We start from the raw sequence: 25186 nt of genomic DNA on the forward strand, positions 1-25186 counted from the left end.
TCTCTCCCTTTTATAATGAAATAGATAGAAATTCATCTGCAAGCTTAATTATACCAGTAAATTCTTCAGTTGCATCGCAGACTAGATCATTCAAATTTCCGTAATGTGGAAGATGAGTTAATAGTAACTGTTTCACCGCTGCTCTTTTCGCAAATTGTCCTGCTTCAATACTATTCATGTGCCCAGCCGATTTCCCGTTTTGATGACTGTAAAAATTGCAATCACACAATAAAACGTCAGCCCCCTGACAAAATTCGATAAATTCCTCTTTAAATGAACTGTCCGCAGTATATATAACCACTTTTCCTTCTGCTTCGATTCTCATCGCATAGCATGGAACAGGATGATTTGTTTTCAGGAACGAAACTTGAAAAGGACCAACGGTAAGAACTTTATTCGGATCATACGCAATCCCTTTTGTGATTTCCTTATATGTTAGCTTTAAAAATTCCTGTTTATCAAAAGCATGACCGTAAACAGGTAAAGGAGGTATTGCTTTTCCTAAAAAGCCTTGAATGTATCTTGCATATTGCAGCACACCAAGATCTGCGATGTGGTCAGGGTGATAGTGCGAAATGATTACCGCATCAAGTTCTTCTGGCTGAAGAACATTTTGAAGCTTAGCCAAAACGCCGCTGCCACAGTCAACTAACATACGATATCCTTCATGCTCGATTAAATATCCTGAGCTTGCAGCATTCTTTTTCGGATACCCTCCCCAAAAGCCAATAATTGTAAGTTCCATCCTTGCTCCTCCAATCTGTTATACATAACTTTAATATACTCAAAAAATTAATTTTCTTATATTGAATACAAAAAACCAACCTTATTTTGTAAGGCTGGTTTCTTGTTTAAAAATTAGGCCGTGTTAAACTTGCCTGTTGATTTGCGCTCCAGGCGCTTCGCTTTCCGCGGGCGTTCCGGGGGGCCTCCTCGGCGCTTAGCGCCTGTGGGGTCTCCCCTGCCCCGTACTCCCGCAGGAGTCTCGCGCCTTCCGCACCAATCAACATAGTTTCAAAAATCAACATTGACCTTTAAACATAGCCAAAAATTAATGGGCCACTTCTTTATATTTTGATTTATACCTCATTGATAAGTAAGCAATGGTTCCAAAGGAAAATGCAAGGACATAGGTCAATAAAATCAAGAAGTTTTGCCACATATAACTGAAGTCACCACTTGAAATGACTGCCTTAAATCCACTAACTGTATAGGTCATTGGAAGGAAAGCATTGAAGTGTTGCAAGAACCCTGGAATCAATTCAAGTGGGAATGTTCCTGCACTGGTCGTTAATTGTAAAATTAAGATGACAATGGCAATGAATCGGCCAGCATCTGCAAAAATTGTAACAAGAAGCTGAACTAAAGTGACAAAAGTTAAGCTTGTAATGATCGAAAACAATATAAATTTAGGTGCACTTTGAACATGAAGATTGAGACCACCAAGAATGACCGAATCAGCGATTAATGCCTGAATAACTCCTAAGCTGGCAAGAATAGAAAACTTACTTATAAACCAATTAAAACCACTTCGTGGGACAATTGCCGGCTCACGAATAGGGAATACAATAGATAAGAGTAGTGCACCGACAAACAAACCTAACGAAAGGAAGTATGGAGTAAATCCAGTTCCATAATTCGGCACACGATTTACACTTTCAGTATCCAGGTTAACCGGATTAGCCATCATATTGTAAGTCTTATCATTAGAATGTACCTTTGAAGCTTCCTTAGCTCCGTCGGAGAGCTTATCTGCCAATTCCATGGCTCCGTCGGAAATCTTGGTGGTACCTTCATTTAATTGAGTTGAACCATCAGCTAGCTGTCCAGAACCGGATGTAATGGCACCCGCACCAGCTGTTAACTGATTCATCCCGGATGATAGATCATTTGCACCTTTATTTAATTGGGTTGAACCTACATAAAGGTCATGAACACCTTGTTGCAATAGTTTCTGGTTTTGATTAATGGTTCCTATTCCGCCAATCAATTTATCAAAATACGGATTTGTCTGATTCTGTAAACTTTCTGCTAAGCCATTTGTTGCGCCAAGTAATTGACTATTTACCCCTGACTTAAATTGTTTAAAGGCTGCATCCAAGTTTGGACTTAGCTCTTTTAAGATTTGTTCTTGGAGTTTTTCTTTCGTTGGTGCATTTTCTTGTTCATGGTCCATAATGCCTTTTACAAGTTCTTCTGGAACACCCTTTGCAATCAAGGTTTTTCCTAGCTCCTTCATTTTAACAGTTTGCTCGGCAATCGTCTGGTCTGCTATTTGAGATGCTAAACCTTCTGCTAGTTTTGATTCAAAAGTATCAATACCATTGTTAAGCTGCCCAACACTTCCAGTCAATTGCTTGTTAATTTGTCCGGCTATTCCGGCAGGAAGGTCTTTTTTCAATTGTTCAGCACCCGAATATACCTGATTGGTTCCATCAATAAGCAGTGGAAAATTAGAATCAGCCTTTGCTAATCCGTTTTTGATATCGTCTGAACCTGTGGCTAGTTTATTCGCCCCTAAATCAGCTGTTTTCATTCCATTCTCAAACTCTATGGACTTCTCGGCCAGAGTAGCTAGACCTTCTTTTAAATCCTTGGACCCTTTATTTAGATCAATAGATCCGTCACTCAGCTTTCGAGCACCATCACTTGCCTGTTTAACTCCATCAGCTGATTCTGTTATTTTTTTAAACATGGTTTCAGCATATGTTTCTGTTACCTGTTCAGCAACAGCAGTTTTAATTTTATAGGCCGCTGAGCCGCCGATTTGAGCCGAGAGGAAGTTATAGCCCTCGTTTGGAACATATTTCAGCTCAAGTTTTTTCGGCTTTTGATCTAGCAGGGTTGTTGCATTTTTCGAGAAATCCTTAGGAATTTCAACTAGCATGTAATATTTTTGATTCTTCAGCTTTTTATAGCCTTCTTCTTTGTCGACACTTACAAAGTCAAATTCTTTACTTTTCTTAAGATTTTTAGCAAGATCATCGCCAATCTTTAGGTACTCCCCATCCATCGTTGCCCCTTGATCATCGTTAACAATTGCAACTGGAAGTTTATTAAGCTTTGCATATGGATCCCAAAATGCCCAAAGGAACATCCCGGCATAGAGTACAGGTATAAGCATGACGGCAATAATGGGGATTAATATTTTTTTATTTTTAAAAATTGTCGAAAGCTCGCCCTTTAATAGACTATTCTTCAAAGTATGTACGCCTCCTCTTCTGACCAATTTGTTCATTTGGTCATATTTGTTTTTAAAATTAGGACTATCTTTTAGATAATCCTTAAAAAAAACCACAATGACCAAATTGGCATTTCGGTCATTTTTACAAAATTAAGTATACCTCCATTTACAATGTTTGGCAAGTAAAAAAGAAGCTATTACACACAGCTTCTTTTTTGCTCACTAAATATTCAACTAAGCTTCTAACTTCTCCCTCTCGAATCTACCAATTGTAGAGTTTTCATTTAAAAAATCTAAAACTGCCTTGACCGCTGCTTCGCCTTGGTCTATACAATCTGGAACCCCTACACCACCGTAAGAAGCACCAGCTAAAAATACGCCTGGCAGCTCTTCTTTTAAATGTTTGTTAATCGTTTCTAATCGTTGTTTATGACCAACCGTATATTGCGGCATCGAATTTTTCCAGCGCGAAACAACAACAAAATCAGGATTCATGGTTATATCCATCGTTTTCTTTAAATCATCAAGGACAATTTTTGTAATTTGATCATCCGAAAGGTCGACAATCGTTTCGTCTCCTGCTCTGCCAACATAGCAGCGAAGCAAAGCTTTTCCTTCCGGTGCAGAATGAAGCCATTTTTTATGCGTCCACGTACATGCAGTAATCGAATAATCGCTATTTCTTGACACAACAAATCCCGTTCCATCAATATCATGCTGTATTGCCTCCTTTGGAAAAGCAAGGGCAACGGTTGCTACTGATGTAGCTGGTACTGACTTGAATGGATCAAAAAAACTGTATTGAGAAAACATTGATTGGGTAATTTTATGTGGTGTCGCCGCCACGATGCAATGAGCAAATAATGTTTCCCCATTGTTAAGATAGATTTCATACCCTTTATTCGTTTTCGTTATTTTTTCAACCCGGTGGCCTTTTAAGATAGAATCAGGATTCAATTTAGCTTCAATCGCTTCTGCAAACGACTGCAGACCTGTTTTAAAGGTTAAGAAACCACCATTTTTCTTATCGTTATTTTCAGGCTTTTTCGGCTGTACAGGTGCCGCCTTTTTCATTCCAAGAATAAGGCTTCGGTATTTCTGTTCTACTTCATAAAATTGCGGGAATGTAGACATTAAACTCATTTGATCAATATCACCGGCATAAATTCCCGATAATAATGGTTCAATTAAATTTTCGACAACCTCATTTCCAAGCCTTCTCCGAAAAAAGCCACCGAGCGCTTGATCCTTTTCGCTTTCCGATCTTGGCAGAATAAAGTCGAGCGCTGCTCTTAATTTACCAGGTATGGAAAATAAACCGGTTGTTATAAATGGGCCTATCTCCGTCGGAATCCCCATGATAGATCCTCCAGGCATAGAATGAAGCTCCTCATTAGCAAGAACAAATGATTTCCCTGTTGCGTTTGGAACTAACTGATGTTCCATCCCTACTTCCTTCGCGAGTCTAATCATACTCGTTTTTCGTGCTAAGAATGAATCCGGTCCGCGCTCAATTGTAAAACCGTCACGAATAACGGTTTGCATTTTACCACCGAGACGATGGGATGCTTCAACCAGTTTAATTTCCATGGGGAGATTTCTTTCATGGATGTTTTTTTGAAGATAGAATGCCGTTGTCATACCAGCAATTCCGCCTCCTATGATAACGATCTTCTGCGTTTCTGCCTCCATGGATTTCACCTTCTTCCATTAAATTTCCTCATCTGACTCATTGAAATTTATTTAAAATAACTGTCGCCAGACAATCGATAAATTCTTCCTTAGCGTTTGGCATTTCAGGACGGTAATAGCTAGCTCCTATATTGTCCGTCACTTTTTTACATTCGATATCATTATCGTAAAGCACTTCAAGGTGGTCACACACAAATCCTACCGGTGCAAAGACAAACGCCTTATAGTGATGCTTATGAAATAAGTCTCGCGTTAAATCTTGAACATCCGGACCAAGCCACGGCTCCGGTGTATTGCCTGCGCTTTGCCAACCAATACAATAATTTTTGATTCCGGCTTGTTTTGCAATTAAATCAGCTGTTTCCTTCAGCTGATTAGGATATGGGTCACCAAGCTTAATAATTTTTTCAGGCAAGCTGTGAGCTGAAACCACTAAAACTGAATGCTCTTGTTCTTCTTGCGGCATTTGTTCAAAAATATTCTTGATCTTTTCTGCCCAATAGTTTATAAATTTTGGTTCTTGATACCAGCTTTCAATAGAAGTAATCTTAAGGTTGCCTAACTTTCCTGCTTCTTCCATAGCTCTTCCGTTATAGGATTGCACACTAAAGGTTGAAAAATGTGGAGCGAGAACGATACTTACTGCCTCTTCAATCCCATCATCATGCATTTGCTTTACAGCATCCTCAATAAACGGCTCGATGTGTTTTAAGCCAAGATACATTTTAAATTCATAATGGTCTTGAAATCGATTTAAATGCTCCTCAAGCTTTTCTGCCTGTTCAAGAGTTATTTTCGCAAGTGGTGATATACCACCTATTGCTTCGTAACGATTGCGCAAGTCTTCAATCATTTCTGTGCTAGGCTTTCGACCACGGCGAATATGAGTATAATAGCGTTCAAGATCTTCTATTTTATATGGGGTTCCGTATGCCATAACCAATAAACCCATTTTCTTTTTTGACATTTTTAACACCTCGATTAATTTCAAGTATTAATGGCTCTTATTATTTCAATAAAGTGGACTGCCTACCAATATTACCATGAATATATTAGAAAATGGGTGTTAACGACTTCATTTCGATGCAGAATAGTCGTGAATAAACGCAGTCAATCTTTTCAATGTATCTGGATTAACGGATGGAAATACTCCATGTCCTAAATTAAAGATATAACCATCCTGAGCCATTCCCTGGTCTAATATCGCTTTCACTCTTTCTTCGATGACATCCCACGGTGCAAGTAAAATGGCAGGGTCAAGGTTTCCTTGAACGGTTTTATGTATTCCCATTTCCCGAGCCTGACGAATTGGCAGACGCCAATCTAAGCCTACAACATCAAGCGGAAGATCGTTCCATTCTAAAGCTAAGTGACTCGCACCGACTCCGAACATTATAAGAGGAACATTTTCTTCTCTTAGTTCAGAAAAAATTCGATTCATCACCGGCTTAATAAAATAGCGATAATCCTCTACATTTAATGCCCCAACCCATGAATCAAATATTTGAATTGCTCTTGCCCCAGCTTGGATTTGTGCTTTTACATATGGAATAATCATATCTCCTAATTTTTCCATCAGAGCAAACCATGCCTTAGGTTCAGAACACATGAATGCTTTTGTTTTATTATAGTTCTTAGACGGGCCACCCTCGATCATATAGCTTGCCAGCGTAAATGGTGCACCTGAAAAGCCAATTAAAGGTACTGTTAATTGTTCTTGCGTTAAGAGCTTAATAGTGTCTAAAACGTAAGGAATATCCTGTTCCGGATGAATTTCTCCTAGCTTTTCAACATCTGTTAATGAACGGATTGGATTACTAATAACCGGTCCTATACCGCCTTTTATTTCGACATCCATACCGATTGCGGGAAGCGGTGTCATAATATCTTTATAAAGGATTGCCGCATCTACATTATAATTCTCAACCGGAAGGCGGGTCACATACGCACAAAGCTCCGGCTGGTGAGTGATTTCAAACAGTGAATATTTTTCTTTAATTTCCCTATACTCCGGCTGCGAACGGCCAGCTTGGCGCATATACCAAACCGGAACGTATTCTGTCTTCTCCCCTTTTGCAGCTTTTATAAATGTATCATTCATCGTTTTTGTCATTAAGTAAAATCCACCTTTCAAAGACATGCTATTTTTCATTTTAATATATAGAGTAATAAAATAAAACGTCTGCCGTTAACAATTGTGTAAAGTGAACTGACTTTACTATAGCGATTATTCTTATGTCTGCATAGATACCAAAATTAAATGTCAAAAAATAGTCGTTTTTCAATTAATAAAATTATTTAGAATATTGACAACGCTCTAAACCCGAAGTAAGAGGTAATTCTTTTAAGCGGTCTGCTATTAGTCTTTAGAAATCTTTAGGATCACTTTAAAATTCTAAGATAAATTGTTAAAATAGTTTGAAAATAAATAAAATTTATTTAGAACTGGGGGAGCAGAATGTGTTAAATAAACTTTTTGATAAATTAGAAGGTTATTATGAAGAAATGGTTGCAATCCGCCGCCATTTGCACCAGCATCCTGAGCTATCATTCAAGGAATACAAGACAGCTGCGTTAATTAAATCCTTTTATGAAGAATTAAATATTGAAGTAAAAGGAAATATCGGCGGCAATGGGGTCGTTGCCAAGGTTTATGGAAAGATGCCGGGGAAAACAGTAGCAATACGAGCAGACTTTGATGCGCTCCCCATTCAGGATGAAAAGGATGTTCCATATAAATCGATTGTACCCAGAGTCATGCATGCCTGCGGTCATGATGGTCATACTGCTGCCCTGCTTCTTTTAGCAAAATCATTAAATGAGCTGAAAGACGAATTAGCAGGGGAATATGTTTTTATTCATCAGCACGCTGAAGAGTATGCACCGGGCGGGGCCCTTTCGATGATAGAAGCAGGGTGCTTAGATAATGTGGATGTTATTTTTGGGACTCATTTATGGGCAGGTGAACCAACAGGAAAAATTCAATATCGAACAGGCCCCATTATGGCTGCGGCTGATCGTTTTGAAATTGATATACAAGGTCAAGGTGGTCATGGAGCACAGCCACATAAAACCAAGGACGCGATTGTCATAGCATCACAGCTTGTAATAAACCTGCAGCAAATTGTCAGTAGACGAGTAAATCCCATTGATTCAGCGGTCGTAACCGTTGGATCCTTTACAGCACAAAACGCCTTCAATGTCATTGCGGATAAAGCTCAGCTTGTTGGTACTGTAAGGACTTTCAATGAGGAAGTACAGCAATTCATCGAATCGGAAATAAGGAGAATTATTGAAGGAACTTGCTATTTGTCAGGAAGTACGTACGAATATCGATTTGAAAGAGGCTATCCTGCTGTAGTGAACCATGCAAAGGAAACCGAATATTTAGTTCAGATTGCCAAGCTTGTCCCAGAAATACAAATAATAGAAGAAACTGAGCCACATATGGGCGGTGAGGATTTTGCCTACTATTTGCAAAAGGTGCCAGGCACCTTCTTTTTCACTGGTGCAAAACCGGTTTACACCGACACTGTCTTTCCGCACCACCATCCTAAATTTGACATCGATGAAAAAGCAATGTTAATTGCCGCCAAAACACTTGGAACCGCAGCAACGCAAATTCATACCCAATAAGAGGAAAAATGGCAAGTTCGCTTACAAGTTAATTTAATAGTGCCTGAAGTCGAGGAAAATAGTGTGTTCAGGCACTAATTAAAATAATAGTGACCGTAGCATAAAAAAATGGAAAACTCAGGTATTATTAAAAATGAGTTTATATACATTCTTATCTTATAGATGAAAAGCCCCTGAATCCTTTAATATTCAGGGGCTCTATTTAATATCCTTAATCTGTAAGCGTTCATTGCGGTCAACCCTAAGTGTCTGATGAGATTGTTATTGGCAAATGCTCCGACAACAGCCCCAATTCCAGGAACGAGCTGAAACATTTTGGCAAAATCAATATAATCACGATACTCCTCCTGAAACTTATGCCAATCCATCTCGACAAGATGCTGTTTTCGAATATCCCAATTTTCAATTTCAGATAAGGTTATCCTACGAATTTCACCACTAGAAAAAGCAAGCTGAAAAACATGGAGAATAAATAATCGTTCCTCATATTCACTCGTATTAAAACCATAGATATAGGCGACATCAAACAAGAATTTCATCTTGATGGTTAGTAGTAACGGAAAGTCAGCCAACCCAATTAAAATCCCTCCAGCACCAGTACCTGCACCTTCAACGATCGCTGTTCTCTGATAAGCAACTATTTTTTTTCGAACCAGTTTATCTCGTTCTTCAAGACTTAATCTCCGCTCCTGACTTTTCCTTGTCATTAGCTGGGAACCAAATAATGTTGCTTTTACCATTGCTTTTATGCTCCCAGTCAATACTAAATGCACCTTGGTCGGAATGAGATGATTTATTTTCCCTTGCGCCTTTTTTGATAATCGCTTTATCATCCCGGTACGTCTCGTTATTTTCCGTTTCCAATCCGCTATTTCATCAATGACCTTTAACTCATATTCATTCATTCGCTTTCCACCGCTTTCAAAGGGAATAGCTTATGGTTTTAATCTATTTTTACTATATATGTAAGTAAATATGTAATTAAAACAAATTCCTGCAAGGAACGTAAGCAGCGAAATGATAAGTTGTCCTTTCAAGAGAATAACTATGGTAAAGATAACGACCTCGATTGATAATATGACCATCAACAGCAAACGGAATGCAGCAAATTTATGTTTTGCTGCCACTGGGTACAAATCCACCCAAAGCTTATTTTGATGATGATTCCATAAAGGTAAAAGCTGAAAACCAGTCAAATAGAGAAAAAGCAGTGTTAAGACTATTTGTCCCCAGCCGAAAGTAATGAAATACAAAGCAAGCATCCCGATCACTGTTAGCCGGAGAAACAGACCAAGATAATCTGAAGCGCGTAAGAACGTTCTTGAAAATAAATAAAGATAGGTTTTATCCTGTGAAAAGCCAATCCGATTGAGGAAGAAATCAAGCCATCTCCTTCTTTTCACGGTATCCTTTACTTTCGGTACATCTGTAAAAAGGTTAGCAAGTCGGTAAAAGGAAGCCATTCTTTTTTCTTCAGAAGCAATAAGCAAGTCCCATTTCAGACCTATTTTTCTTGTTCGGACAAAATAAGATCGATAATAAAATACCATTACCACTACGATGACCAACAGGAATAGTAGATGTGCCTGCTGAAGTAACAAGTAGCACAATAATGCATTTATACAAAAGCGAACAACCATATCCCACAGATAAACAGATGGCTGAACAAAATAGGAGATTTGCCAGCTAACAACCAAATTCCATGCTTTTGCAGCTAAAAGCACAACAAAAAACGGAAAAAAAAGGCGAAAGCCATGATTTCCAACATGGGCATACATCGGCATGAGTATCGCAAAAACCATTAATAGAATATAGCCTTGAAAGACAAAGCTTGCTACTCCTGATCTCAGAAAGTACCTTTTTAACCTATTTTCTAATGGGATTAAGAAGATTCGATCTGCTTCAAGTAAAAAATTGTAAACAGGACTATAGGTTAAAAAGATCGCCAAAACAAAAGCCATGATGGTCACTACCGGAAAACTGTTTGAAAGACCAGTAATCCAATTCTGATAATAAAATGCACCACCGCCAATTAAAAATAATAAGACGACGACAAGATGCCCATTAAATATATAGCGAAGATACCTGCTTAAATCTTTAACACGTGAACCGAATCGTTCCTTCCAAAGCTTCTGATCATCAAACATAATTTTCTTCCTTTGTTAATTGAATATATAAATCATCTAAGGATGCCATTGGCATTGAGAATTCCTCCCTAAGCTCCTCGAGCGTTCCTTTTGCACGTATTTTTCCTTCATGAAGAATAATAAAACGGTCGCAATATTTTTCGGCAGTAGCAAGTATATGTGTAGACATCAAAATTCCAGCACCATTATCCTTCATTTTTTTCATTAAGTCTAATAATGATTGGATGCCGAGTGGGTCTAGTCCAACAAAGGGTTCATCAACGATGTAAAGAGCAGGTTGGACTAAGAACGCACACATGATCATCACCTTTTGCTTCATTCCTTTTGAAAAATGGGCTGGAAACCACTTTAGGCGTTTTTCCATACGAAATTCAGTTAATAGTGGTTTGACTCTTTCTTTAAAAACAGCTTCATCTATGCCGTATGCCATTGCGGTTAATCTTAAATGTTCATCGAGCGTCAACTCTTCATATAAAACAGGTGTTTCAGGAACAAACGTAAACAGCCTCCGATAAGCTTCTTTATTTTCAGTAAAGGATTTTCCGTTGATGGTTATTTCTCCACTGTGCGGCTCCATCAAACCAATAATATGCTTGATGGTGGTACTCTTCCCAGCACCATTTAAACCGATTAGCCCTACAAGCTCTTTTTCATTGACTTCAAAAGAAACATCTTTTAATACAGGGTTTCTTGTATAGCCCCCTGTCAGATTTTCAATCGATAATAAAGACATATTTCAACGCTCCTTAAGTAGCATGATTATTAATCATTTTATCAAATTGTACCCGATAAAAATAGAAATTCAATTTTGAGGAAAAATTACTTTGAATATTTTTTTTCAAATGGAACATCATAATAATCGAAGGGGAAATAACTATTTCGATGAAGTGATTTCATCATAACTTGAAATGAGGTGTCTACTAAAGACAGTTTCCTTTCATAAAAGTTAAGCTTCTACTACGTTTCAGATAAGGGGATGGTTGTATTGTACAATCTGTACTGTAACCATTTTGAGTTCAAATAACACATCAACTGTTTATGGACAATAAACGGAAAATGAGGTGTTTATCGCAGATCGCCTACGTTTTTAAAGGAAGTAAAAACCTATAAAAACAAAATAGGGGATGGTCAGCTTGAACAATGATGTCTCTTTATAAAAACGCTCTATAAAAAATGAGGTGTTTATCAAAGAACACTCCTAATTGAACGTCATAAATGAAGCAAGTCCCCTTCGGGAAGGCGGGATTCCAAGCGAATCCTGCCTTTTTCTTTTTGCTTACTTATGGTAAAATGAGACAAACTTAAAAGCGGAATCGCCTAGGTCAGCCTGCCTGCGTCGCTGAATAATCTTCCTTGCAGGCATGCGACGAGCTGAACATTACTTCCTCGAATAAGCAGTGGCGCAGGAGCAGCGGCCAGGGCAAGGCGCTCCGCCGAAAAACTCACGTTTTTCGGCGTGCGATGTACCGCTTCCGAAGCTTACTCTTATGAGGCTGGACAATTCTAGCAGTCCAATGAATTTGATATTATTTCAAAGGGGATGGCCAAAAATGAACGATTGTATTTTTTGTAAAATTATTAATGGTGAAATATCTTCTGCAAAAGTATTTGAAAATGAACATGTGCTGGCTTTTCTAGACATCAGTCAGGTTACGAAAGGGCATACACTCGTGATTCCAAAGGTACATAAAGAAAATCTGTTCGAACTAACCCCAGAAATAGCCAGAAATCTCTTTGAAGTGGTACCCGAGATTGCCAATGCCCTAAAACAAGAATTTGAACCTGTTGGTTTAAATATGGTCAACAATAATGGCGAACAGGCTGGGCAATCCGTATTCCACTACCATGTCCATTTAATTCCCCGCTATGGAAAAGGAGATGGATTTGGTGCTGTCTGGAAAAACAACCAAAGTGATTATACACCGGATATGTACCAAGAGATGGCCTCCAATATTAAAAAACATTTTTAGTTTATTTAAACTATTTTTATGTGATATAATGATTTCAAGTTTTTCGCTGCAGGCAACTAGCGCACTGTAGGAGAAACGAAATAGTTTGAGAATAGTTGAGGAGAGATGAGAATTGAATACGAAGAAACTTGTATCATTAGCACTACTAATGGGGATTGGGGCTGTCCTCCATTCGATCATTCCACCGATTTATCTTGGTATAAAGCCCGACATGATGTTAACAATGATGTTTTTAGGAATTATTCTATTTCCGGAAATGAAAAGTGTTATGCTGTTAGCCATCATTACCGGAATCCTGTCAGCATTAACTACCGGATTTCCAGGTGGTCAAATTCCCAACATAATCGATAAATTTGTTACTGCATCGGTCATCTTTGGTTTATTCTTAGCTTTAGGTAAATTTAGAAATTCAATCATAAGTGCCGGGATCCTAACAGCCATAGGTACATTGATTTCTGGAACAATATTTCTAACATCTGCCTATTTAATTGTAGGCTTACCAGGTCCTTTTCTTGGACTATTCGGAATGGCTGTACTCCCTGCAGCTGTGTTAAACACTATAGTAATGGTTATTTTGTATCCTGTTGCACAATCAGTGATTAAGAAAACAAAATATTCCTCTACTACTTCCATTCAAAAATAATGACTTTTCGAAAAGAATCTCAATCCGGGGTTCTTTTCTTTCTTTTAGGCTGTGTTAAACTTGCCTGTTGATTTACGCTCCAGGTGCTTCGCCTTCCGCGGGGAGCCTCCTCGGCGCTTAAGCGCCTGTGGGGTCTCCCCTGCCCCGTACTCCCGCAGGACGTTGAATCAGCATCCTTGAATCAACACCGCACGAAGGAAATGCGATAGCATTTTCGAGGATCTCGCGCCTTCCGCTCCAATCAACATAGTTTCAAAAATCAACAATGACCTTGAACACAGCCTTTTTTTAATATCATCCCTCATTTTTCATTGAGGCGAAACTAGACTTAAATTTCCCAAAAAAAGTTTATGTTTTAAAAATTCTAAAAATTTCTATAAACGAAAAATCAAAAAAGTTGGAAATACTTTGTGAAAACACGTAAAATAGTATTAATTAACTGCTTTCAATTTTGTAAAATTGAGTTTTTTACCATTCCTCAATTAAATTGGCCCTAAAATTAAATAATTTTAAAAAATTATTGTAATTTCTAAAAATTTTGTTAATTTTTTCTTTATTAATTTTTATTTTATTGGCATAATTAAAATAGAGAAATATTAAAGTAGGTGAAAATGGGGATGAGAGAAAAACAATATTCATTGAAGGAAGCAATGCTTTTTACTCAAAGAATTGCACAGCTAAGTAAAGCATTATGGAAATCAGTTGAGAAAGATTGGCAACAATGGATTAAGCCTTATGATTTAAATATCAATGAGCATCACATTCTCTGGATTGCCTATCACTTGAATGGAGCATCTATTTCAGATGTGGCGAAATTCGGAGTCATGCATGTTTCAACAGCGTTTAATTTTTCTAAAAAGTTAGAAGAAAGAGGATTACTAAAATTCTCGAAGAAAGAAAATGATAAACGAAATACGTACATCAAACTTACGTCACAAGGAGAAGATATATTACTGCAGTTGATGGAAGCCTATGAACCTAATGGAAATGCTGCATTTACCGGCGCACTACCGTTAAGGGAATTGTATGGGAAATTTCCTGATATCATTGAAGTGATGGCAATTGTTCGTAACATTTATGGTGACGATTTCATGGAAATATTTGAGCGCTCCTTCCAAAATATTGAGAAAACCTTCGTTGAAGAAGATGGTAAACTCAAGAAATCTGAAGACTCCCATCAGGAACTCGCATAGTTCTAAAGGTATTTTACAAATTCTTTGAAAAGAGGCTCATAAAGTTGTTGTTTCAAACATGAGTGGATCAATTCCTTTATAAAAAAGTTTAGTGGCAATGAGTCTAAGAATTCATCAAAAAGCGGATAAAAGTATACGAAACCTTCCGCTTTTTGTTCTTCCATTTTTTTGCTCAACTTGTCACATAAAGAATAAAACTTTTGAGTTTCTTGTTCAGATATTCTGTTTTCAATGATTAGCTTATAAAATTCAAGGTTTGGATTATTTAAAAGCATTACTATAAGCTTTTGATGATATTCTAAAAGTTGAATTCGCTTTAGAATTTGCTGTTCATTCATTGCGCCAATCCTCCACCCTATTCCTTCAAAAATTCTTTTCTCATTATTCACCATTTTAAATAAGTGATAAACTATTTTAGTACATTTTTTTCAACCAGGTTTGATTTTCTGTTAGACTCCCACTCTTTTGGACTATCTTTTTTAAAAAATTTCTGATATTGTATAAAAGATAAACGAACAACAGGAGGGAATCATTGATGATCTCCATTTTTATTGTCCTTTCCATTTTTATTCTGTTTTATGTAAATAAATTGACAGATTCCCTTTGTATTCAGAAAGAAATACCTGAGGAACGCCAGCACAAAGTTTTCCGGACCATTAATGTTCTGACCACCATTCTCCTTATCTCATCATACATAGAAATTCTTTTTACATAATAAGAAAAACGGATGCGCCTTGGTTATCCTCGACAGGCATAATACGACCGCGAGGAGGCAGCTTCTCAGCCACCACAGTGGGGCGGCTTATGATCCAAGGGGCTGGGCGCGGGGAGCTGGACAATTCTCAAAGTCCAATGGTATAGATTCCGAAAACAAAATTAAGGCGATGAGATAATTCTCATCGCCTTTATGATCCTTTTTATTTACCAAACCCAAGCTGCTCCAACGATAATCAAAAGGATGAATAGGACAACGATTAACGCAAATCCTGCACCGTGTACTCCGTCTCCCATTATTTACACCCCTTTCCTATTTGTCAAAGTATATTTACCAAACCCAAGCTGCTCCAACAATAATCAATAAAATGAAAAGCACAACAATTAAAGCAAATCCAGCTCCAGTGCCAAATCCACCGCTCATCAAATTACCTCCTTTTTTATTTACTAACCTATTCTATTCAAGCTGTTTACTTTTCGTTTAGGCTCTTACCTTATTTTTCAATTGAACGTAAATTCAACTATATTTATTAGAAAAATACATTTTAATTCAAAAGTTTACGGGTAATATTTTTTGCAGTAGTTCCCATTTATGTTATAGTAAAGTTTGTGGACAATTATTCACAAGAATTTACTGTTTAGGAGAGGTTCATCAGATGAAAAAAATGATATTGGCACTAACACTTGCTGGAAGTGTTCTTACATTAAGTGCATGTTCAGCAGGTTCTAGCACTGTTGCAGAGACTAAAGATGGAAACATCTCACAGCAAGATCTTTACAATGCAATGAAGACTAAAATCGGACCACAAGCCTTGCAACAACTTATTTATGAAAAAATTCTTCCTAAAAAATATCCAGTAACCGATAAGGAATTAAACGCCAAAGTCGATCAGTTAAAACAGCAGCTTGGCTCAAACTTTCCAGCGGCAATTGCCCAATATGGATATAAAAATGAAGATGACTTAAAGAAAACAATGAAGATTGGTATGATGGAAGAAAAGGCTGCAATGAAAGATGTGAAAGTGACTGACAAAGAGCTGCAAGATTATTACAATAACTTAAAACCAGAGATTCGAGTTCGTCATATCCTCGTTAGTGATGAAAATACTGCAAACGAGGTTAAACAAAAGCTTGATGCTGGTGGAAATTTCGCGGATTTAGCGAAACAATATTCAAAGGATACCGGTTCTGCAGCTAATGGCGGTGAGATTGGCTGGATTAATAAGCAAACCGAAGGACAACTTGACCCAGATTTTGTAAAAGGAGCTTATACACTTACGAAGCCTAACGAAATTAGCGCTCCAGTAAAATCTCAATTTGGTTATCACATTATTCAGTTAGAGGAAATTAAACCGAAGAAACCATTTAACGAAATGAAGAGTGAAATTGAATACGATGTAAAATCTTCAAAATTAACCAGCGATAGCATAACTAAAGCAATGCAGCGTGAACTAAAAGACGCGAATGTAAAAGTTAGCGACAAAGACTTACAAGCTGCTATAAATCTAAATCCTCAAGCTTCTCAAGGTTCAACACCTTCTGGTCAATAATACGAATAGCGAGCAAATCCTATAAAAAAATGAGAATGTCCCTAAAAGGTTAAATCTTTTAGGGACATCCTCATTTTATCCTTGCATATTCTCTTCTTCACGCAATCCTTTTTCTCTTTTTAGCCGCTCCATATAAATTTCGCCTTCTTTTTCAATCGTTTCTTGCTCCAACAGGCGTTCTTCTCTTCCCGTTTTTATAGCCATAAGCGCACTAATAACGATCCCAACCACAACAGCATATACCCAAATAGGAATAGACAATTAAATTGCTCCCTTCTTTAATGGTTGTCCTTACTTATTATCAGCTTATTCGCCTACCATTGAAATATTCTATTATTAAGTAAAAAAAATAGCCCTTTTAAGGACTATTCTCTATTTATGGAATACCGGCTTATAGAATGAGCGATTGTCCAAAGCAAAAATCCGTTCGGAAAATTCCCCTGGCTTCACTCTTTCTAAAGCACCTTCTAACATATTCATTTTTGCATCTATATTATCAATATAATGAAGAATCTCTGCTTCTTTAATCAGTGGCGGTTTCGGACTCCCCCATTCAGCTTTTCCGTGATGACTTAGGACAAGATGCTGCAAAATGAGAACCTCCTCCCCTGATATCCCCAATTCTTCAGCTGCTTTGCCAATTTCATTAATCATAATGGTGATATGACCAAGCAAATTCCCTTCGAGTGTATAAACCGTTGAAATCGGTCCCGACAATTCCATGACCTTTCCCATATCATGCAAAATGATTCCCGCATAGAGTAAATCCTTATCTAAACTTGGATACAGTGCTGCTATCGCTTTTGCCAGTTTTAGCATGCTGACCACATGGTAAGCAAGTCCAGAAACAAATTCATGATGGTTTTTCGTTGCGGCTGGGTATTCCATAAATTCTTTATGATGTTTTTTCATTAAATGACGAGTAATTCTCTGGATATTTGGATTTTTCATTTCAAAAATATATTGAGTTAGCTCACTCTGCATTTCTTCAATGCTTAGTGGTGCTGTCTCTAAAAAGTCATCTAATTTTACCCCATCAGCTGGACCTGTCCGGCGGATTTGGCGAATTTTCAGCTGACTTTTCCCACGATAACTCTGAACATCGCCAAGGATCTTTACAATATTTTGTGCTGCATAGCTCTTTTCATCATCATCGTTGGCATCCCAAAGCTTTGCTTCAATTTCACCACTCTGGTCTTGTAGAATAAGCGTTAAAAACGGCTTACCATTACTCGCAGTTCCTTTTGTTGCACTTTTAATTAATAGAAACAATTCAATCTGTTCCCCGACATCATAATGCAAAATACCTTTCCCCATTTATCCTTTCGCTCCTTCCCAATAGTAAAAGTATAACATATGGACCTAGCGGTCTATGAATGAATTTCAATGGTATTTTTGGTAAGCTGAAGAATACTCTCCTTTGAAAAAGAGTTTAGTAAATGTTCATGGCAGGTGAAAAAAAAGATTTGATTTTTCTTTAGCTTTTTTAATAGCTGCAACACCTTTTGCGTCCTTCTTGCATCAAAATTAACAAAACTATCATCGACCATAATCGGAAAGTGAAAATTTTCATAAAGGGTTGTTGCTAAAGCAAACCGGATTGAAACGTAAACCTGCTCAGTTGTCGCTTGACTCAACTCATTTGCTTCAAATAATGTATGGTCTTTCCTCTCAATCAAGAACCCTGTTCCAGACCTTTGCAGATGGATTTTTTGATAATTTCCACTGGTCAGAAATGATAAATACTCCTCTGCCTTGGCAAGCATTTTTGGCAAATGAATATTTTTATACTTCTCAATTGTGTTTGCCAATAAGTCTTGCGCTACATGATAAACAGCCCATGTCTTTGCCTCTTTTTCAAGCTCAAATTTTTTCTGCCTAAATTGATGTAGTAATTCTGAATAGACTCCGCCTTCTTCTAAAACTTGTATTTCAAATTTTATAGAGGCCTGTTCTTCCTGCAGTTCTGTTAATCGACTCTTAAGAGTTAAAGCTTTATTGTTATATTCAGCGATTAATTCCTCCGCATGATGGATTTGTAAAAAGCTTTCCCGCTCAGCTTCATTAAGCAATGAATACTGAAGCTGCTCTTGAAGAATGAAAAGCCTTTCTAGTAGCTTCCTCTTTTTCTCAGCTTTATTACCAATCTCATAGTAAAACTGCTCGTCCTCTACACCGGCTTCATTGAAAAGCTGCTCTTTTTCAAATTGAAGCTGTTGGTGTTCTCTGTTTAATTGCTGGATATCAGCTGCAAAATCTTCCAACTTCCTTTGCTTCTCGGTGCACTTAACATATTTTTCATGTTCTTCCTTCAGCTTGTTCCTTAATAAGTAGGCAATTTTATGTAGGTCCTTATTGGTTTCAGACAAATAGCGGTTGGTAAAAAAATTTACCTCTTCCGCTATTCTAGCTTGTTCAAGGCTAATTTGCTTCATTCGTTCAAGCAAATGCTGTTTTTCCCTTCCAACTAATTTAAATTGTTCAATCAGCTCAAAAGCTTCATCTAAATGAGACTGGGCCATATATTCAGGAATTCTTAAATTACTGCTTAGAGCCACGAGTTTTTTCTTATGCTCTCTAGCTTCCTTTTCCCAATCCTCAAATTTCGCAATCACTCTCTCATATTGATTTTGCTGCCCTTCAAGCTTGATGTTTAAGATTTGCAAATTATCCCTACGATGATCATCAAGTTTTATTTGTTCGATTAGATAGGAGAGATCTCTAAATTCAGCCGATTGTAACTTTTCCTGTAATTTCTTTTCCTTCTCTTTTAAACGATCAAGGGTTTTCCTAATGTCCTCTTGTTTTGAATCCCTGAAGTTATTGGTCATAAAAATGAGCATCATGATACATCCAATCAACCCAAGTAAAAACAGAACCCACTGACTTGATTTCAAACTATAGAATGTAAATCCTAATAAAATTAGCTCAAAGATCATAAACTGAATCCATCTTTGTTGTTGCAGACTTCGTTCCCGTTTTGTTTCATCCTGATAAAATTTCATTTTATCTTTCACTGTGGTCCATTCAATTTCTAAACCCTTCTTGTCACTCCCTTCATTAATTTGCTCTTCAAGTATTGCTCTTTCCTTTTCTGAAAGAATCTGGCTTTCGGCAAATTGAACATCCTTTTCAATATTTTCCAGACTATCTTTCTCTTCCTGAAAACGTTTTTCAAGATCCTGTTGCAGTTCTATCAGCTTTTGTCCCTTTTTCGCAATCGACTCTACTTCATTTTTCATAAAAATATTTGTATTAATCGCAAGGATTTCTTCATCATTAATAGATAGATGAAGCTTTTCTTTCAACAATACCAGCTTTTCATCCATCTCTGTCAATCTAGTTTCACATTTTTGTTTTTCTAGCATCATTTGCTCAACTAAAGGGATTTGATCCAGTGTTGACATTAGGACTGACTCGTTCTCAAGGAAAGAAAGATCTGGCTGTGAGGACAGAATTTCCTGTTTTAATTGATCGATTCTTTCCTGTAAACTTATCATCTGCCCTTTAAGGGGGCGAATAGATTGATTCAGCTGCTCGAGTCGTTCAATTCCACGAACCGGGAATTGGAAATCCCCCATTTCCTTCAGTTCTTTGGAAATCTGTTTTTCCTCTTGAACAAGTGACCTTATCTTTTTCCACTCACTCAGCTTATCGGCCTCTTCTTTCAGTTCTTGGAGTGAGATTGTAATCTCTTCCATTTCCTGCTGAAGGGTTAGCTTCTTTTCTACCAGTTGCTCGTACTCTTGATTTTTAGCTGCGGCTTTTTTCAATTCTTTATGTAAATCATGTATTTCATGAAATTTTTCATTTAGAATTGGTTTCTTTCCGCCTGGCTTAAATCGAGAATCTAATTCTTTTTGTAGTGATGCTTCCGTACGTGCTAATCGCTCTGTTCCTAATGTTCCTGCAGAAAATAAAAATTTTCCAATATCTTCTCCTTTCATTTGATGAATGTTCTGCAATCCATGCAAATTAAAGGAGAAAATGGCTTGGAACAAGCTTTTATCGAAATTGGACAGTAAGTCTTTTAGCAGTTCCTCACCACCAACCGTCCCATTGTCCAACGCAACCTTTACATCACCTGCGGCCTTTCCTTTGACCCTTTCAATAACCGCAAACCCATGCTCCTCATGAAAAATCCTTATTTTCCCTCCATATTTCGCACCGTTTTTCGGCTCGTACCGTAGCTCGGAGGATTGCTGTTTGGTAGGAAACCCAAATAATATCCCATGGATAAATGCCATGATGGTCGACTTGCCCGCCTCATTCTCGCCAAAAAAAACTTGAAAATTCTCTAAGTCTGAAAATGTGACATTTTCTAATTGCCCGTATCCATATATATGTATATCAACAATTTTCAAATTACACCCTCCTTATTTATAGAGTAATTTCAATAACAACTGCTCAGCATTGTTAATTAGTTCTTGCTGTTCGCTAGTAGAAATGTTGGATAGATATTTTCTGCCAATGTGATGCTGATACAGTGGAGCGAGAGCGGTATCCAGGTGATCATAATCGTCAACTGTTTTAAAAAATTCAGCAAAAAAGTTTGCTTCTGTTGCTAATTTCTCTCTATCAATATTCAAGTTTTCAAAAATGTTCAAGTCGACAAGCCAGACGAATGCTTCCTCGTCACTTTCATCCTCCTGAAGAAGATCGGTCAGTTCATCGCCTATGTTTCTTTTTTCCTGATAATCGTCTATTTGAACGTTTTGCAATTCCAGCGTAATGAAAGTACCCATCTTCTCTTTACGAAAATGATTTATGGCTGATTGACAAAGTCGAAAAACTTCGTCGAAGCTCCTTGCCGAAGATGCATCAATCATCGCTTCTTCCCAAACAATATCCGACGCTTCAATAAATTCCAGTTTGTTATCTATATCCGTTAATGTCACATGATAAAAACCCTTTGGACCCGTCTCTTTTTTATTCCTTCCTTGAATGTTCCCCGGATAAATAATTGGCGGCGTTTCAGCCAATATCATTCTTTTATGGATGTGACCTAATGCCCAATAATCAAAATCTTTGTCCTGTAGGTCTTTAAATGAAAAAGGTGCATAATTGTCATGTTCATGCGCCCCGCCTTCATTGCCGTGAAGAATGCCGATATGAAAGTCCGCCTTGTTCACTTTTTGGTATTCATCAATTTTCCGTTCAAAAATGTGCCTCTGCGGATAGCTAAAACCATAAAGGTGGATGATTTCCCCCCGTTTTGTTTGAACAACTTTTGTTTCTACTTCTCTTCCGAAAATATGAACGTTTGCGGGCATATCAAGCTGAGTCCACGAACCACTTAAATGATCGTGGTTACCATGAACAACATAAACAGGTATTTCTTTCTCGGCAAGCTTTAACATTTCCGTCCGAAAACGGGATTGGGCTCGCAGACTGCGATCTTCTCCGTCAAATAAATCACCTGCTATTACGACAAAATCTACCTGCCGCTTGATTGCTGTTTCTGTAAGCTTCTTTAATGCTAAAAAGGTGCTTTCTCTTACTCTGTTGAAAATATGTCCTGGCAATGATTTTAACCCGACCATCGGACTGTCCAAATGTAGATCAGCTGCATGGATAAATGATATTTGTTTCATAAATTATTCCCTTTCACTGTCTTTTCTTCATTTTAACACCTCCAAAAAGCGAATGCACGTTCCATTCTAAAAAATTTAAAAAGAGCCCGCCATAATCTTGGCGAAGCTCAGTTTCATCATTACTCATTTTTAGTTAGCTGTAGTGCTTTTTTAATATCCTTATAGGAATTAAACTTTCCATAGATCAGGACTCCCCCTCTATAGATGCGTGCACCAATGATGGCAAAGATCACGATTGTTACCAGCATAATGACAATCCCTATTACGGCTTCCCATGTCGGAATGTTAAGCATTCCAACTCGTAAAAACATAATCATTGGCGTAAAGAATGGAATATAAGATGTTATCGTAATAAAGGGTGCATCAGGTTTGCCTAGGCCAAACATTGCAATCATAAAACCAGCAACTATCAGCATGGTCATTGGAGTAATCATCTGCTGTACATCTTCAATCCTGCTGACAAGGGATCCAAGAAATGCTGCAAGGGTAGCATAAAGGAAATACCCTAAAATAAAGAAAATCACTGCGTAACAAATAGTTGCAACTGGGATTTGATTAAATCCAAAGAGACCACTTAATGACTCCATATTCTTATTAAAAGAATAATAACCAACCGATAAGAACACGGCCAGCTGTGTAAGGCTTAGCAGTCCGATTCCTAATATTTTTGCAAACATCTGCTTAATCGGTGAAACACTTGATATTAAGATTTCCATTACCCTTGATGACTTCTCAGTTGCAACCTCCATCGCAATCATACTTGCGTACATGATGACGGAAAAATAAATGATAAATAGAAGAACATAAACTAGCCCCCTAGCTTGTTTCAATTGCTCTTCTGTTTTGGCATTCTTCTCAAGGGCATACTGCTTGAATGAAACCGGCTCGTAAAGCTTCTGAAGCTGGTTTGGTGACAAATTGATTTGCGACGCCGCAATCATTGTTTTTAGTTGTTGAAGACCTGTTTGAAGATCATTATACAATGACGAATCCGCAATGCTCATTGCTTTATAAGTTGCTTCAGGCAATTTTTCCTCATTAATACGCAACTGGATGACCCCAGTATAATCTCCCTTTTTAACCGCTTGTTCAGCCTCAGTCTCACTTCCATTGTAGTGATAGAGTTGAATATTTTTATTGATTTTATGAAGCTGCTGCTTAAATGGCTCGTAAAGTTGACCCGATTCATCTAGAACTGCAACCTTGTCTTTACCGCCATTTTTATCAAATGCATGAATAATATTATCCATATTTGTAAGACCTAATACAATGGCAACGCTCAGGATGGTTGTAATAATAAACGATTTTGATTTTAATTTATTTATATAGGTATGGGATAAGATAATCCAAAATTTATTCATAAGAGGCACCTACTTTTTCGATAAAAATATCATTTAATGAGGGTTCCTCAAGCGCAAATTTTCGAATGAACCCTTTACCGACGATTTCCTTAAGAATTCGTTCCGCAACCCCTTCACCTTCAATCTGCAAGTGGATTCCTTCTGTTGTTGTTTTCGCCTTCAAGACACCCGGAAAAGCCTTTAATTCTTGAAGCGAAAAATCAGCATGAATGACAAGATTCTTTTTGCCAAATTCTCTTTTTATTTCCTTCAATGAACCGTGAACGACCGGCTTTCCTTTTTGCAAAATACAAAGATGCTCGCACATTTCCTCGACATGCTCCATCCGATGGCTTGAAAATACTATGGTGGCTCCCTTCTCTTTTAAGGATATAACTGCCTCCTTAAGTAGCTCAACATTTACCGGGTCAAGCCCGCTAAAGGGTTCATCAAGAATTAATAACTTTGGTCTATGTATAACAGAGGCAATAAATTGAATTTTTTGTTGGTTTCCTTTTGATAGTTCCTCCACTTTCTTATTCTCATAATCTGTAATTTTAAAGCGCTCCAGCCATTCCTTTAATTCTTTTTGAGCCTCATTTTTTTCCATTCCTCTAAGTCTTGCTAAATAGACAATTTGATCCTTGACCTTTAGTTTAGGATACAGGCCTCGTTCCTCCGGAAGATATCCTACCAAGTGGCTTGTTGAATAATCAATGGGCTGTCCATCCCAGGTTATTTTCCCTTCGCTTGTATCAAGTAATCCTAAAATCATCCGAAAAGTTGTCGTTTTCCCTGCTCCATTTGCACCTAAAAAACCAAACATTTCTTTTTCAGGGATGCTTAACGATAAATCGTTTACCGCCGTAAATTGCCCAAACCGTTTTGTCACATGCTCAAGTTTAAGAACCATTCCTTTTACACTCCTCTCAATTAATAATACGTATCTTTTAACCTTTTGTTTCATTTTTTCTTTTGATAAATATAAAGAATTATGTGAAAATAATAGTAATGATTTATGAACAGGGGGATTTATCAATGAAAACCTACAAACTAACAGCCTTTGAAGCGAATGGTGAAAAGATAATTGAGGAAAGCATCCTGGCTGACAATGATCATTCCGCTAAAGAGATGGCTGAGAAACGCTTATCAGAAGAAAACTTAATAGACAAAACACATCGCTTCACATCACCTAGCGGAAAATTGTTACTATTTCATCCATAAGAAAAAAGCGGAAGCGCCTTGGTCACCCCGAAAGGCATAAGACGCTCCCAAAAAGAAGGCGTTTTTTGCCTTCATTTTGGGAGTGGCTTATGACCCCGAGGGGCTAGGCGCTAGATCTAGACAATAAGAAAAGCGCAAGCGCCTATGTCAGCCCCGACAGGCATAAGACGCTTCCAAAAAGAAGGCGCTTTTTGCCTTCGTTTTGGGAGTGGCTTATGACCCCGAGGGGCTAGGCGCTGAAGCTAGACAATAAAAAAAAGCGGAAGGCGCCCTTTAGTGAAGTATGGACTGGAGCGCTT

General features: G+C 37.7%; 24 protein-coding genes. 7 read left to right on the plus strand and 17 right to left on the minus strand.

Annotated features, from left to right (window positions below):
- Nucleotides 1-10: 10 nt before the first annotated feature.
- From BN1082_RS17085 to hemE, 5 genes are all read right to left on the minus strand, one after another.
- Nucleotides 11-745, minus strand: coding sequence for an MBL fold metallo-hydrolase (locus BN1082_RS17085; RefSeq protein ID WP_090636150.1), 735 nt, complete (start codon nucleotides 743-745; stop codon nucleotides 11-13).
- A 306-nt stretch (nucleotides 746-1051) separates the two neighbouring features.
- Entirely contained in the window at nucleotides 1052-3202 is a 2151-nt protein-coding gene (locus BN1082_RS17090; protein WP_090636151.1) for a YhgE/Pip domain-containing protein, read from the minus strand.
- Nucleotides 3203-3418: 216 nt separating this feature from the next.
- A complete protein-coding gene (hemY, locus tag BN1082_RS17095; RefSeq protein WP_090636153.1) occupies nucleotides 3419-4876 on the minus strand; it encodes a protoporphyrinogen oxidase in 1458 nt (485 codons plus the stop codon).
- Nucleotides 4877-4913: 37 nt separating this feature from the next.
- Nucleotides 4914-5843: a ferrochelatase gene (gene hemH / locus BN1082_RS17100; protein ID WP_090636156.1), complete on the minus strand. Its 930-nt coding sequence runs from the start codon at nucleotides 5841-5843 to the stop codon at nucleotides 4914-4916.
- Nucleotides 5844-5951: 108 nt separating this feature from the next.
- A complete protein-coding gene (gene hemE / locus BN1082_RS17105) occupies nucleotides 5952-6989 on the minus strand; it encodes a uroporphyrinogen decarboxylase (RefSeq protein WP_090636158.1) in 1038 nt (345 codons plus the stop codon).
- A gap of 347 nt (nucleotides 6990-7336) precedes the next feature.
- Between hemE and BN1082_RS17110 the strand changes: the two genes are divergently transcribed.
- Nucleotides 7337-8512, plus strand: a complete 1176-nt coding sequence (locus BN1082_RS17110; protein WP_090636160.1) for an amidohydrolase — start codon at nucleotides 7337-7339, stop codon at nucleotides 8510-8512.
- 182 nt (nucleotides 8513-8694) lie between these two features.
- Here BN1082_RS17110 and BN1082_RS17115 read toward each other — a convergent pair whose 3' ends face one another.
- The 3 genes from BN1082_RS17115 to BN1082_RS17125 are packed head-to-tail and all read right to left on the minus strand — an operon-like array spanning nucleotide 8695 to nucleotide 11392.
- Complete coding sequence (locus BN1082_RS17115; protein ID WP_090636162.1) at nucleotides 8695-9417, minus strand: EcsC family protein; 723 nt, start codon at nucleotides 9415-9417, stop codon at nucleotides 8695-8697.
- A 30-nt stretch (nucleotides 9418-9447) separates the two neighbouring features.
- Nucleotides 9448-10659: an ABC transporter permease gene (locus tag BN1082_RS17120; RefSeq protein ID WP_090636165.1), complete on the minus strand. Its 1212-nt coding sequence runs from the start codon at nucleotides 10657-10659 to the stop codon at nucleotides 9448-9450.
- Nucleotides 10652-11392 carry an ABC transporter ATP-binding protein gene (locus BN1082_RS17125; protein ID WP_090636167.1) on the minus strand — a complete coding sequence of 247 codons (741 nt, stop codon included), beginning with the start codon at nucleotides 11390-11392 and terminating at the stop codon, nucleotides 10652-10654. Before BN1082_RS17125 ends, BN1082_RS17120 begins: the two co-directional genes overlap by 8 nt.
- An 817-nt stretch (nucleotides 11393-12209) precedes the next feature.
- Between BN1082_RS17125 and BN1082_RS17130 the strand changes: the two genes are divergently transcribed.
- The 3 genes from BN1082_RS17130 to BN1082_RS17140 all read left to right on the plus strand — a co-directional run bounded on the left by BN1082_RS17130 (nucleotide 12210) and on the right by BN1082_RS17140 (nucleotide 14465).
- Nucleotides 12210-12629, plus strand: a complete 420-nt coding sequence (locus BN1082_RS17130; protein ID WP_090636170.1) for an HIT family protein — start codon at nucleotides 12210-12212, stop codon at nucleotides 12627-12629.
- 112 nt (nucleotides 12630-12741) lie between these two features.
- Entirely contained in the window at nucleotides 12742-13272 is a 531-nt protein-coding gene (locus tag BN1082_RS17135; RefSeq protein ID WP_090636172.1) for a tryptophan transporter, read from the plus strand.
- Between the two features lie 617 nt (nucleotides 13273-13889).
- Nucleotides 13890-14465, plus strand: a complete 576-nt coding sequence (locus BN1082_RS17140; RefSeq protein ID WP_090636175.1) for an HTH-type transcriptional regulator Hpr — start codon at nucleotides 13890-13892, stop codon at nucleotides 14463-14465.
- A 2-nt stretch (nucleotides 14466-14467) separates the two neighbouring features.
- Here BN1082_RS17140 and BN1082_RS17145 read toward each other — a convergent pair whose 3' ends face one another.
- Nucleotides 14468-14857, minus strand: coding sequence for a DUF1878 family protein (locus BN1082_RS17145; protein ID WP_245640469.1), 390 nt, complete (start codon nucleotides 14855-14857; stop codon nucleotides 14468-14470).
- A gap of 143 nt (nucleotides 14858-15000) precedes the next feature.
- Here BN1082_RS17145 and BN1082_RS17150 point away from each other — a divergent pair, with 143 nt between their 5' ends.
- Entirely contained in the window at nucleotides 15001-15180 is a 180-nt protein-coding gene (locus BN1082_RS17150; RefSeq protein WP_090636181.1) for a hypothetical protein, read from the plus strand.
- 206 nt (nucleotides 15181-15386) lie between these two features.
- Here the strand turns inward: BN1082_RS17150 and BN1082_RS17155 are convergent, their stop codons facing one another.
- Together BN1082_RS17155 and BN1082_RS17160 are read right to left on the minus strand one after the other, a co-directional pair.
- The gene (locus tag BN1082_RS17155) at nucleotides 15387-15476 is read right to left on the minus strand and encodes a YjcZ family sporulation protein (RefSeq protein ID WP_090636183.1); all 90 of its coding nucleotides are present in this window, start codon (nucleotides 15474-15476) and stop codon (nucleotides 15387-15389) included.
- Nucleotides 15477-15510: 34 nt separating this feature from the next.
- Nucleotides 15511-15603, minus strand: a complete 93-nt coding sequence (locus tag BN1082_RS17160) for a YjcZ family sporulation protein (protein WP_090636186.1) — start codon at nucleotides 15601-15603, stop codon at nucleotides 15511-15513.
- Nucleotides 15604-15835: 232 nt separating this feature from the next.
- Between BN1082_RS17160 and BN1082_RS17165 the strand changes: the two genes are divergently transcribed.
- Complete coding sequence (locus BN1082_RS17165) at nucleotides 15836-16729, plus strand: peptidylprolyl isomerase (protein WP_090636188.1); 894 nt, start codon at nucleotides 15836-15838, stop codon at nucleotides 16727-16729.
- Nucleotides 16730-16804: 75 nt separating this feature from the next.
- On the opposite strand, the gene BN1082_RS17170 is transcribed toward BN1082_RS17165, so the two are convergent.
- The 6 genes from BN1082_RS17170 to BN1082_RS17195 form a co-directional block, all read right to left on the minus strand.
- Entirely contained in the window at nucleotides 16805-16990 is a 186-nt protein-coding gene (locus BN1082_RS17170; protein ID WP_090636191.1) for a sporulation YhaL family protein, read from the minus strand.
- Between the two features lie 111 nt (nucleotides 16991-17101).
- Entirely contained in the window at nucleotides 17102-18046 is a 945-nt protein-coding gene (gene yhaM / locus BN1082_RS17175) for a 3'-5' exoribonuclease YhaM (RefSeq protein WP_090636193.1), read from the minus strand.
- 53 nt (nucleotides 18047-18099) lie between these two features.
- Complete coding sequence (locus BN1082_RS17180) at nucleotides 18100-21093, minus strand: ATP-binding protein (protein ID WP_090636196.1); 2994 nt, start codon at nucleotides 21091-21093, stop codon at nucleotides 18100-18102.
- A gap of 12 nt (nucleotides 21094-21105) precedes the next feature.
- Entirely contained in the window at nucleotides 21106-22323 is a 1218-nt protein-coding gene (locus BN1082_RS17185) for a metallophosphoesterase family protein (RefSeq protein ID WP_090636199.1), read from the minus strand.
- A gap of 119 nt (nucleotides 22324-22442) precedes the next feature.
- The gene (locus BN1082_RS17190; RefSeq protein WP_090636202.1) at nucleotides 22443-23684 is read right to left on the minus strand and encodes an ABC transporter permease; all 1242 of its coding nucleotides are present in this window, start codon (nucleotides 23682-23684) and stop codon (nucleotides 22443-22445) included.
- Nucleotides 23677-24576: an ABC transporter ATP-binding protein gene (locus BN1082_RS17195; protein ID WP_090636205.1), complete on the minus strand. Its 900-nt coding sequence runs from the start codon at nucleotides 24574-24576 to the stop codon at nucleotides 23677-23679. Before BN1082_RS17195 ends, BN1082_RS17190 begins: the two co-directional genes overlap by 8 nt.
- A gap of 125 nt (nucleotides 24577-24701) precedes the next feature.
- Here BN1082_RS17195 and BN1082_RS17200 point away from each other — a divergent pair, with 125 nt between their 5' ends.
- Complete coding sequence (locus tag BN1082_RS17200) at nucleotides 24702-24887, plus strand: YhzD family protein (protein ID WP_090636207.1); 186 nt, start codon at nucleotides 24702-24704, stop codon at nucleotides 24885-24887.
- Nucleotides 24888-25186: the final 299 nt, after the last annotated feature.

Origin of the sequence: Neobacillus massiliamazoniensis (assembly GCF_001048695.1) — a bacterium.
GTDB lineage: Bacteria > Bacillota > Bacilli > Bacillales > Cytobacillaceae > Neobacillus > Neobacillus massiliamazoniensis.

Bases quoted from the DNA above. Each gene is read 5' to 3' on its own strand.
- BN1082_RS17085 (WP_090636150.1), bottom strand. From the start codon at position 745: ATGGAACTTACAATTATTGGCTTTTGGGGAGGGTATCCGAAAAAGAAT.
- hemY (WP_090636153.1), bottom strand. From the start codon at position 4,876: ATGGAGGCAGAAACGCAGAAGATCGTTATCATAGGAGGCGGAATTGCT.
- hemH (WP_090636156.1), bottom strand. From the start codon at position 5,843: ATGTCAAAAAAGAAAATGGGTTTATTGGTTATGGCATACGGAACCCCA.
- hemE (WP_090636158.1), bottom strand. From the start codon at position 6,989: ATGACAAAAACGATGAATGATACATTTATAAAAGCTGCAAAAGGGGAG.
- BN1082_RS17115 (WP_090636162.1), bottom strand. From the start codon at position 9,417: ATGAATGAATATGAGTTAAAGGTCATTGATGAAATAGCGGATTGGAAA.
- BN1082_RS17120 (WP_090636165.1), bottom strand. From the start codon at position 10,659: ATGTTTGATGATCAGAAGCTTTGGAAGGAACGATTCGGTTCACGTGTT.
- BN1082_RS17125 (WP_090636167.1), bottom strand. From the start codon at position 11,392: ATGTCTTTATTATCGATTGAAAATCTGACAGGGGGCTATACAAGAAAC.
- BN1082_RS17130 (WP_090636170.1), top strand. From the start codon at position 12,210: ATGAACGATTGTATTTTTTGTAAAATTATTAATGGTGAAATATCTTCT.
- BN1082_RS17140 (WP_090636175.1), top strand. From the start codon at position 13,890: ATGAGAGAAAAACAATATTCATTGAAGGAAGCAATGCTTTTTACTCAA.
- BN1082_RS17145 (WP_245640469.1), bottom strand. From the start codon at position 14,857: ATGGTGAATAATGAGAAAAGAATTTTTGAAGGAATAGGGTGGAGGATT.
- BN1082_RS17150 (WP_090636181.1), top strand. From the start codon at position 15,001: ATGATCTCCATTTTTATTGTCCTTTCCATTTTTATTCTGTTTTATGTA.
- BN1082_RS17155 (WP_090636183.1), bottom strand. From the start codon at position 15,476: ATGGGAGACGGAGTACACGGTGCAGGATTTGCGTTAATCGTTGTCCTA.
- BN1082_RS17160 (WP_090636186.1), bottom strand. From the start codon at position 15,603: ATGAGCGGTGGATTTGGCACTGGAGCTGGATTTGCTTTAATTGTTGTG.
- BN1082_RS17165 (WP_090636188.1), top strand. From the start codon at position 15,836: ATGAAAAAAATGATATTGGCACTAACACTTGCTGGAAGTGTTCTTACA.
- yhaM (WP_090636193.1), bottom strand. From the start codon at position 18,046: ATGGGGAAAGGTATTTTGCATTATGATGTCGGGGAACAGATTGAATTG.
- BN1082_RS17185 (WP_090636199.1), bottom strand. From the start codon at position 22,323: ATGAAACAAATATCATTTATCCATGCAGCTGATCTACATTTGGACAGT.
- BN1082_RS17190 (WP_090636202.1), bottom strand. From the start codon at position 23,684: ATGAATAAATTTTGGATTATCTTATCCCATACCTATATAAATAAATTA.
- BN1082_RS17195 (WP_090636205.1), bottom strand. From the start codon at position 24,576: ATGGTTCTTAAACTTGAGCATGTGACAAAACGGTTTGGGCAATTTACG.
- BN1082_RS17200 (WP_090636207.1), top strand. From the start codon at position 24,702: ATGAAAACCTACAAACTAACAGCCTTTGAAGCGAATGGTGAAAAGATA.